Origin of the sequence: Microcoleus sp. D3_18a_C4, from assembly GCF_036702415.1 — a bacterium.
Taxonomy (GTDB): Bacteria; Cyanobacteriota; Cyanobacteriia; order Cyanobacteriales; family Microcoleaceae; genus Microcoleus.
The window spans coordinates 94,689-104,790 of record NZ_JAUBTI010000015.1; the positions used below are offsets into that span (position 1 = coordinate 94,689).

Sequence of the window (10,102 nt, forward strand, 5' to 3'; positions counted from 1 at the left end):
TGCGTAAACGATGAAAATATGTGGTAGGGGCGGGTTTTACCAGCCCTTTAAGTCTCTCACACCAATAATTTAATAAACCCGCCCTCTTGATTCTGATTTTAGCCTCCTTCTAGCTCTCGCAAACGCGCTTCTAAAGCTTGAATTCGCTGCTCGGCTTCTATTCGCTTTTGCCGTTCTTGTTCTGCTTCTGACTGCGCTTGTTCGACTGCCAATTCCGCTTGTTCAACCCGTTCATCAGCGGCCAGCAGCAAATTCCCCTCAGCATCCCACCAGCGCATCCAAGGCAGTTCTACGCCCTGATAAACCCCTTGCCAAATGCCTAATTCCAATCCCATTGGCTCGATTTGGTAATGTCCGCGCTGATTTTCTGACATTAACTCAAATCTATCTTCTACCAAATGATAGCATTCTATTTTGGCTTTTGTGACTTCATAAATTCCATAAAAAGCAGGTCTAATAATTCGCTCGTAAATCCAGAATTTCCCCTTTTTGGGAGTTTTATCTCTTTCTTCGCTGCCATCTCCAGAGACAAATTCTAGTATAATTAACGGCGGCATTAATTCTTTCCACATCACATAGGAACGCCGCATATTTCCGTCGAGAGTTGGCGGCACGTCGGGGACGTAAAACCAATCCGGTGCTTCAGCTCCTCTGGCTAGGGGTTCTGGGGGTTGCGGGACTCGCCAATAAATGCCGGAATCTTGACCGATACAATATTGTCCGTCGGGATGAAGTTGGTCTAAAATGGGTCGAACAGATGTTGTTAACAGGATGCTTTGAGGGAGTTCTTGAAAGTTTTTCACAAAAGTACCGTCGGAATCTGGTAATTGAGTGTGGTCTGGAAAATCTGTAAAATCTGTTACTAGAAGTTCGGGTTTTTCGGTGACACTCATGTTGACCTCTTGAATGCTAAAAAATTATAATTCACATTTGGAACGGATGATGAGTCAGTACAAGTTAATTATTTTCGACTTCGACGGTACTTTGGCAATTACTCACAAAGCTATTGTATTTTGCTTTACCAAAACTTTTGAAAGTTTCAATATTGCCCCGCCTGCTGCTGATACTATTATAGCGACGATCGGCATCAATTTACCAAATAGTTTTAAAATCCTCCATCCGGCGATCGAGGAAAGCGCAATTCCCGAATGGGTTGAAACTTACCGCTCTTATTATCGGACGGAAGGTGAAAAGCAGGTAGAGTTATTTACCGGGACAAAGCAAGTGTTGCAGTTGGCGCGTCAGTCGGGATTGAGCCTGGGAGTTTTCAGCAACAAACACGTTAGCTTTGTTAATGTATTACTAAATAATTTGAGAATTCACAGCTTTTTTGATTTAATTTTAGGTGATAACGGACAAATTATCCCGAAACCAAATCCGGCTGTTTTTCACTCGATGATTAAACCGCTGTTCCCGGAGTTGGATAACAGTCAAATTTTAATGGTGGGCGATACAGCGGTTGATTTGCTGTTTGCTAAAAATGCTGGGATAGATGTTTGTTGGGCGGCTTACGGATATGGCGATCGCGCTCAGTGTCTCGCCCTCGAACCGACTTTCGCGATGGACGATATTTCAGAACTTGCTGTGTTCGTTCAAAATTAATTTTTCCTGGTTTTTTATGAGAATAGTTTGACTCATTTAACTATAAAGTATTTAATTATTTTTTTTTACGAGAGCCGGATAATGTAGTTTTTATTTAATTAAAAAAATAAATGAACGAAATTGTAAGCCGCCCAAACTCGGCCAAGTAAACCATACCAGAGATAGAGTTATCGCTGGAACAACTATTATAAATTAACAACTAGGATTCCTTTGAAGGTAGAAGGCACAAGGCAGAAGGCAGAAGGAAAATAAAACGAGGGAAGCCAGATTTTCTTTAGGTAGGATTTACCGCCCAAATTTTGCATGATAGCCTTCTAACTTCTGCCTTCGGAAAACAGACAATTTTGTTAAACTCTACGCTGTGCTGGCAGTCGGTATCTACAATAAACTCAATTTATAGAAACTCATGCAGATAGATATAAGCATTCCTTCAGAAACGCTATCGCCGACTCGTACTGGCGGCACACCGAATTTAATAGAAGAAGTCTGGAGGCTGTACGATCGCGCCCTGGCAGCTACCAGCAACGGCATCGCGATCGCGGACGCTACCCGGCCCGACAAGCCTATAGTTTACTGCAACGGGGCTTTCGAGCGGATTACAGGCTACAATCGCAGCGAAATAATCGGGCAGAACTGCCGCTTCCTGCAAGGCCCGGATACTGATGGCGCTGCAGTCGATCGAATCCGCGTGGCCCTGAAAGAACAGCATGACTGCAAAGTAGTTCTGAAAAACTACCGCAAAGACGGCACCGCCTTCTGGAACGAACTCACCATCTCGCCGGTGCGCGACAGCAGCGGGATCGTTACCCACTTCATCGGCGTCCAATCTGATATCACCGATCGCTTCCAAGCAGAAGAAGCCCTCAAAGAAGCCGAGGCAAAATACCGCAGCATCTTTGAAAACGCCACCGAAGGCATATTTCAAACCGCCCCAGACGGGCGCTACCTCAGCGCCAACCAGGCACTCGCCCGAATGTACGGCTACGATTCCCCGTCAGAACTGATCGCAAAATGTTCGGCAAAAAACCTTTACGCCGATCGCACCCGCCGCGCTTCCTTCATGGCAGAAATCAGCAAAAACGGCTCCCTGAAAGAGTTTGAGTCCTGCGTCCGGCGCCAAGACGGCAGCACTACCTGGATCTCGGAAAACGTGCGCGAAGTCCGCGACGAAGATGGCGAACTCCTTTACTACGAAGGAACCGTCGCCGAAATCGCCGATCGCAAGCGCGCCGAAGCAGCCCTGCGAAATCAAGAATACTGGCTGAAAACCGCGATCAACGCCGTCCCCGACGCAATCAACCTCACAGACAGCGAGGGGCGCTGGCTGATTGCCAACGACTGCGCCCTGCAACTTTTGGGCTGGGAAACCGCAGACTACCAGGGCAAAACTACTGCCGAACTCGCTGCCGCCGCCACTGGGAGAGTCAGAGAAATCCTGCTAACTTGGCAGGAAACCGACGAAACCACCTGGGAAGCAGGCACTCTCACCTCCAGCCGCCAAATTGTCCCCTTGCCCACAGGCGGCAGCAATTTGTTTGAAGTGCGAAAAGTGCCACTGTTCAACCCCGACGGTTCGCGCAAAGGTTTGGCAGTCGCGGGGCGCGACATCACGCAGGAAGTGGCAGCGGATGCAGCTTTGCGAGACAGCGAACAGCGGTTTCGGGCAATTTTTGAACGCGCTGCGATCGGCATGGTAGTCGCTACCCTCGAAGGTGTGGCGATCGCCACTAATCCGGCATTTCAAGCTATGCTGGGGCGATCGGAAGCTCAACTGCGGGGTCTCGGCCTCGACGACTGCGCGCACCCGGAAGACGCACAAGTTTCGCGCGAGTTGCGCCAACAGTTGGTCGCGGGCTCCCGCGAAGCATACCAAATCGAGAAGCGCTACCTCCGCCAAGACGGCAGCATCAGGTGGGGACGCCTCAGCGTCTCTGTCATCGACAGCAGTCAGGGAACGCCACAGTTTATTTTGCAAATGGTAGAGGATATTACCGATCGCAAACAAGCCGAGTCAGCTTTGTTCCAAAATGAGGCTAAGTGGCGATCGCTAATTCTCAACAGTTCCGACATCATTACTATTCTCGACGCCAGCGGTCGCATTGTTTACGAAAGCCCTTCTGTAGAAAGAGTTTTAGGCTACGAACCCGATGAAGTCGCCGGTCAAATTGCTCTCGATTTAATCCACCCTGACGACCTGCCCTCGGTGATGTCCGACGGCGAAAAACTGATCGCAAATCCAGGCGATCCGATCGCGCTAGAAGGTCGGTTCCGGCGCGCTGACGGTTCTTGGTGTTTTCTCGAAGGTGTCGGCATCAACTTGCTAGCAGACCCCGCTGTGAAAGGAATTGTGATCAACTCCCGCGACATGACGGCGCGCAGGCAAGCAGAGTACCGCCTCAGCAAAATCAACGAGTGCTTTTTGGGATTCACCACCGACGCTGCTGACAACATCCAGCGCCTGACATCCTTAGCCGGTGAGCTTTTGGGCGGAAGCTGCGCCATCTACAGCCGCGTCGGTGGCGGTCTGCTGCAAGCGATCGCGACTTGGCAAGCGCCGCCGGACTACCCGCTGGTCGATCGCGCCGAGGGCCACATCTGCACCGACGTATGCAGCAAAGGAAGCGATCGGGCTGTTGCCATTCCTGACTTGCAGAACACGATCTACGCCCAAACCGATCCCGCTGTCATCCGCTATCAACTGCGAAGCTATCTGGGACAAGCAGTGCGGCGGGGCGACAATTACGTGGGTGCGGTGTGCGTTGTCAACACCGAGTCGATCGCGCCCACAGAAGCCGACTGCAAGCTGATCGGAATTATTGCCGGGGCGATCGGAGTTGAGGAAGAACGGGCCGCCGCCGCCTCGCGCGATCGGCAAAAATCCCAAGAATTGCAAACAGCTTTGCGCGACTTGCAGCAAACTCAAATGCAGTTAGTACAAACCGAAAAAATGTCTTCCCTCGGACAGGTGCTAGCAGGAATTGCCCACGAAATTAACAACCCAGTTGGCTTTGTCGCCGGCAACCTCTGCCACGTCCGAGGCTACGTTCTCGACTTATTAGAAATCGTGCAAGTCTATCAAGAAGAGTACCCAAATCCCCCAGCAAAACTTCAGCAACAAGCCGATGATATAGACTTAGAATTTCTAGCAGAAGACCTGCCCAAATTGCTCAATTCGATGCAGACCGGATGCGAGCGCATTGTAGAAATTATTCAAACTCTCCGAAATTTCTCGCGGGCGGACGAAGCGAAAATCAAAACTGCCGACATTCACGAAGGTTTAGAAAGTACCTTGTTAATGTTAAACAGCCGACTGAAAGCCAAACCCAACTGGCAGGGTATTAAAGTGATTAAAGAATACGGAGAACTGCCCCAAATAAACTGTCATCCCGGACAGTTAAATCAGGTATTTATGAATGTATTGGCCAATGCGATCGACGCCTTGGAAGAAAGCTGCATCCAAGCAAAAGACACCGGCCATACTATCTTTCCTACTATTACCATTCAAACTGAAACGATTGATGACAAGAGCATTTTAATTCGGATTAAAGACAACGGTCAGGGCATTCCCGAAGATCAGATTGTGCGTTTGTTTGACCCATTTTTTACCACAAAACCCGTAGGTAAAGGCACAGGTTTGGGTTTATCAATTTCGCACCAAATTGTCGTCGAAAAACACAACGGCAAATTGCAGTGCCTCTCCGAACCCGGTAAAGGTACTGAATTTATCATCGAAATTCCAATTAAGTAGAAGGAATCAGGAAGGCACTATAGCAATCCTAAATCATTTGTGTAATTCTTGTAGGGGCCAAACCCACGCCCGGTTGCCCCATGAAGCCGGGGTAGGCACTCTTAGCACTACCCCTACATCTTTTTACCATTCATTTACGATTCATTTAGGATTGCTATACACGGATGAACATGAATACACCGATTAATTATTGAGTCTGTGTCAATTCATGTAATGTCCGTTTGATTCGGACTTGTATGACGTTAAATTGTGTAGGGCCGGCTTCGCCTATATATTTGATAATTATCGACAAATTATATAAACCGGCCCCGCCCATACTTAGAAACCGGGTTTTTTACCTTGGGTGCGGGCTAAAACGCCTCTTTTTGTCAAAAAACCCGGTTTCTGGGTTCCCATGCGTCGTGGAATTAAAAACTAAACTGAGTCCGCAAATTGCCCACAAAAATTGTCGGGTTGTTATCGAAATTATTTGCATTCCAGATCGCATAAAATGCCGGTACGAGCGAGAAATTTTCGGTGACAGGCAAATAATAAGTGGCTTCAATTTCGTACTGGTTGCCACCATTTCCCCCGCCCGAAACCAGAAACCTCCGACCGCCAGTAACGTCAAAAGGCACTAAAAATGAGGCGGTAAACACAGCTCCTTTTTTGAATAAATCAGGAAGTGCAAATCCTAACATATAAGATTGAGTTTTGATCGTGCCGTCGGGTCGGTCAGTCTTGGGAAATATATTGGTTTCGGCGTAGCCGTAGCGGCCGAAAAGACCGAAACGGCGGCTGAGCGACCAATCGAAATTAAAGCTATAAGTATTGGCAGTAGCATTGCCCAGACGGCCACCGAAACCGTCATCTGCCAAACCGTTAAGGGGCCTGCCATTCGGTGCTCCGATTAGCCCGCCAATTTGCTGGATGTTGGAACGGCTGTACAAAAACCGCAAATTTGCCCGATCGCTCGGACTGAATGTTAGTTCAGCGGTACTCGTATTTGTCCCACCAAACAAGCCTTGAGACGGATTGGAAGCGGAATTAAACACCGGAGTGGGCAAAAATTCCATACTCTCGCCCAAATAGCCTAAACGCAGTTTCAATCGGCGGCTGATATCCCACAAAGCCAAAGCACCTGCGCCGCGTTTGGTAGCAGTTAACAAAGTGCTATTGTTAGAATTAAAACTGCTCGCACCGTCCACGAAAAAGCTAAAATTATTGTTGTCAAAGTAGCGGTAGAAATTAATTCTCGGGCCGATTACTACTTGCAAGCCGTTGCTAACCGGGAACTGATAATAAAGTTCTCGCAGGATAACTTCATTGGGATTCACCCCAGCAGTCTGGTCGAGAAAAGGAGTGCCAAAGGTATTAAAAAGACCCGGAGAAGTATACTGATTGGCTGGTGAATTTCCGTTACCTACAGCTAGCTGTGTAACCAATTGGTCTTTGCCTGTAAAAGAAGTAGTGAGGGTTAACCAAATTAAGTGGCTGAAAGTAATTTCTGGGTCGTCCACTGTCTGCACAATTGGTCTGTTGGTGACAGGATCGCGTCCGGGTACTCGATCGAGCGGAGCAGCATTTCCATCTATTGCTTCAACTCGGACTCCCTTGCCCGCAAAAGCTCCACTCAGGTTAAACCAAGCAAATCCGTTGAGTTTAGTAGTAGTTGAAAATTGGTTGGCTTCTAATTCTGCCGTGCGGGCTTCTAAAGCATCTACTCGACCGCGCAATGTAGCTAATTCTGCTGCAAATTCTTCTTGCAATCTTTGCAAAGCAAGTAAATCTTCTCGCTTGACTAGATTACCAGTAGAACCGCCAAGTTGTTTGGTAATTTGGTCTAAGCAAGCGTTTAATCCGGCGGCGAATTCATACCGAGTCATTGCTCGATTGCCTCGGAATGTGCCGTCTGGATATCCCGCAATGCAGCCGTATCTTTCTACTAGGGATTGCAAGGCTTGAAAAGCCCAATCTGTCGGCCGCACGTCGGAGAGTTGGGAAACAGAAGTGACTTGTGCTGCGTCTTCTTGTATGCTGAGGTCATCAGCGGTGCCTGTCTCGCTGCTGATGTCGGCAACTTTGCTGGCTTCAGCAACTTGTTGAGACTGAGGAGAGTTTGCAATTTCTAACTTCTGTGGAGGCAATTCGCGAATTGCCTCCGTTATTTCTGGGGTGGTTGTTGCACGATCGACTGTGGCTATATCTGTTTGCGGTAAAGCGCGATCGACTGTTGCTGCATCGGTTTGCGGTAAAGCACGATCGACTGTTGCTGCATCTGTTTGGGGTAAAGCGCGATCGACTGTTGCTGCATCTGTTTGGGGTAAAGCGCGATCGACTGTTGCTATATCTGTTTGAGGTAAAGCGCGATCGACTGTTGCTGCATCTGTGTCGGGTAAAGCGCGATCGACTGTGGCTATATCTGTTTGAGGTAAAGCGCGATCGACTGTGGCTATATCTGTTTGCGGTAAAGCACGATCGACTGTTGCTGCATCTGTATCGGGTAAAGCGCGATTCACCCATGCTGCATCTGTGTCGGGTAAAGCGCGATCGACTGTAGAGTTAGTCTCTGCGGTAATCGCCGCTAACTGCGGTATCTCAATCTTACCTGCTGCCAGCGCTGCGTCTGGGGTAGCCGTAGGGACGGCACTCGCTTCTAGCGCAACTTCTGGAGTTGAGGTATCCTGAATTTGAGCTGTTGCGGAGATCGGCCCCAAAGGCACTGCCGCACCAGAAATCAAGAAAGACAGCCAAAAAGCTTTAACGGAGGTTGCATTATTCACCATAAAACTCACACCACTTGTGGAAAATTAAATCTGGCCAATGTTAACCGATAAGCTTGCTTATAAATGTAGTGGGTTTAACAAATTCTTATAAATAGTTAAAATTATTTTAGGAAGCGCTCGATTCCCGATCGCTAATGACTGATGACTACTGACTCCTGACTAATTCCCCAAATGAAGTTTTTATTAGTTACAGATTTAGACAACACGCTAGTCGGAGATGACGAAGCAACTCAAGTTTTAAACCAGCGCTTGCAATCACAGCGATCGCAAATTTGTTTGGTTTACGCTACCGGGCGTTCTTATGCTTCAACTTGCGAATTAATTGCCCAAAAGCAACTGCTAGCACCGGACTATTTGATCGCAGGTGTAGGCAGCGAAATTTACAAAGACAGCATCCTCGATTTAGATTGGGCGGAATATCTTTCTCAAGGCTGGGATAAAATGGCGATCGCCTCTTTAGCGCAGCAGTTTTCCCAGCTTAAACCCCAATCCCCAAAAGAACAAAATCCTTGGAAAATCAGTTATAGTCTGGAACCAGCAGCAGAAAACAGCTCGATTGTCCAGGCTTTGCAGCAAAAGTTAACTCAATCGGGACTGCCAGTTCAAATCATTTTTAGCAGCAATAGTAATGTGGATCTTTTACCACAAACTAGCAATAAAGGCAATGCCCTTACTTATTTACAAAAGCGCCTACAAATTCCCTCTGAGGCAACATTAGTTTGCGGTGATTCGGGCAATGATATCAGTATGTTTGAACAGGATGTCCGGGGAGTAATCGTCGCTAATGCTCTATCAGAACTGTTAGAATGGCATCGCGAATGTGGCACTGAAAATCATTATTTAGCTGGTTCTGTTTGCGCTTGGGGAATCATGGAAGGAATGGCATATTTTTGGGAATTTTGATTGCCAAAAAATCGGTTTGGTTTGTAGTGAGCAGTGAAGGCCTCATACAAATCAGAGGACTGAAGTCCTCAGTACAAACGCACCCAAAGCACCCCAAGTCCTGCAAACCGTTGTTAAAATCTGTTGAGGAATCTCAACCGCGTATCGATCGAACCTGCGAGTTGCGATACCATCAGCGTGTACTGCTTTATCAAACCTAATCGAACTTAACTTTAGTTACCTCAAGCGAGTTGAAGTTTATTTCCTAGCCTGTTGGGCCCAACGTAGTGGAGGGAGTCGGCTATCGCCCGATCGCCAAAAGTTATATAGTTAAGTTGAGCGCCTAAACCTAAATTACTCTCTCTATAAAAACTTATCTTTCTAGATGAACAAGATGTAGGTTGAGTCAACTATTTGCCCCTTTAGTTCAGTTCGCCAACGCACCGCCACATGGAACAAAATACTTTACCCGTAGAGGTGATTCTCTCTCACCCCCGCCAATATTTAGGTAGCCTGCGGCTGGATTGGACGCCACAACCGGGGAACTATGTAGATTTAGAGGGACAAACCTACGCTGTTTTGGAACGCCACCACCGCTATCAACTCAAATCCGGCCGCTACCGACTGCAAAAAATTGCCCTGTACGTGCAGTCGGCCACACCGCCGACGGAAAGAACTTTTGTAAGCGGCATCTGGGTTATCGGAGATGCTAGCTGTCGCTTTAATGCTCGATCGGAAATTCTGCGCTGTGCTGTCAATCCCAATGGCCCGTGCAACTGCTGCTGCGATTACCAAAAGTCTTGAACCATCAAGTCAATCGATTTTAGATTTTAGATTTTAGATTTTAGATTTTAGCAGGGAGCATCTCCTATTTGTAAAAATACTTCTTCTGGCTCCTTCCTTCTTCTGGCTCCTTCCTTCTTCCTCTTTCCTTCTTCCTCTTTCCTTCTGCCTCCTGCCTCCTGCCTCCTGGCTCAAAACTCCAATTTCTAGCGGAGGGCTGCAAAGGTGAGATGCTCCCTTTAAGCATTGACTTGCGCGAGATAAATACGTTCGGCTCCTTTATCGGATACAGGTTTTTTATTTCTGGACGGATGAATCACGT

General features: G+C 47.8%; 6 protein-coding genes. 4 read left to right on the top strand and 2 right to left on the bottom strand.

What is annotated here, in order from left to right:
- Nucleotides 1–98: 98 nt before the first annotated feature.
- Complete coding sequence (locus QUB16_RS10395; RefSeq protein WP_333315869.1) at nucleotides 99–893, bottom strand: Uma2 family endonuclease; 795 nt, start codon at nucleotides 891–893, stop codon at nucleotides 99–101.
- 13 nt (nucleotides 894–906) lie between these two features.
- Here QUB16_RS10395 and QUB16_RS10400 point away from each other — a divergent pair, with 13 nt between their 5' ends.
- Both QUB16_RS10400 and QUB16_RS10405 read left to right on the top strand, forming a co-directional pair.
- Nucleotides 907–1,602, top strand: a complete 696-nt coding sequence (locus QUB16_RS10400; RefSeq protein ID WP_333315870.1) for an HAD family hydrolase — start codon at nucleotides 907–909, stop codon at nucleotides 1,600–1,602.
- 406 nt (nucleotides 1,603–2,008) lie between these two features.
- Nucleotides 2,009–5,350, top strand: a complete 3,342-nt coding sequence (locus QUB16_RS10405; protein ID WP_333315871.1) for a PAS domain S-box protein — start codon at nucleotides 2,009–2,011, stop codon at nucleotides 5,348–5,350.
- A 407-nt stretch (nucleotides 5,351–5,757) separates the two neighbouring features.
- On the opposite strand, the gene QUB16_RS10410 is transcribed toward QUB16_RS10405, so the two are convergent.
- Nucleotides 5,758–8,115: an iron uptake porin gene (locus QUB16_RS10410; protein ID WP_333315872.1), complete on the bottom strand. Its 2,358-nt coding sequence runs from the start codon at nucleotides 8,113–8,115 to the stop codon at nucleotides 5,758–5,760.
- Between the two features lie 171 nt (nucleotides 8,116–8,286).
- Here QUB16_RS10410 and QUB16_RS10415 point away from each other — a divergent pair, with 171 nt between their 5' ends.
- Both QUB16_RS10415 and QUB16_RS10420 read left to right on the top strand, forming a co-directional pair.
- Nucleotides 8,287–9,018, top strand: a complete 732-nt coding sequence (locus tag QUB16_RS10415; RefSeq protein WP_333315873.1) for a sucrose-phosphate phosphatase — start codon at nucleotides 8,287–8,289, stop codon at nucleotides 9,016–9,018.
- A 429-nt stretch (nucleotides 9,019–9,447) separates the two neighbouring features.
- Entirely contained in the window at nucleotides 9,448–9,801 is a 354-nt protein-coding gene (locus QUB16_RS10420; RefSeq protein ID WP_333106534.1) for a DUF6464 family protein, read from the top strand.
- Nucleotides 9,802–10,102 lie beyond the last annotated feature (301 nt).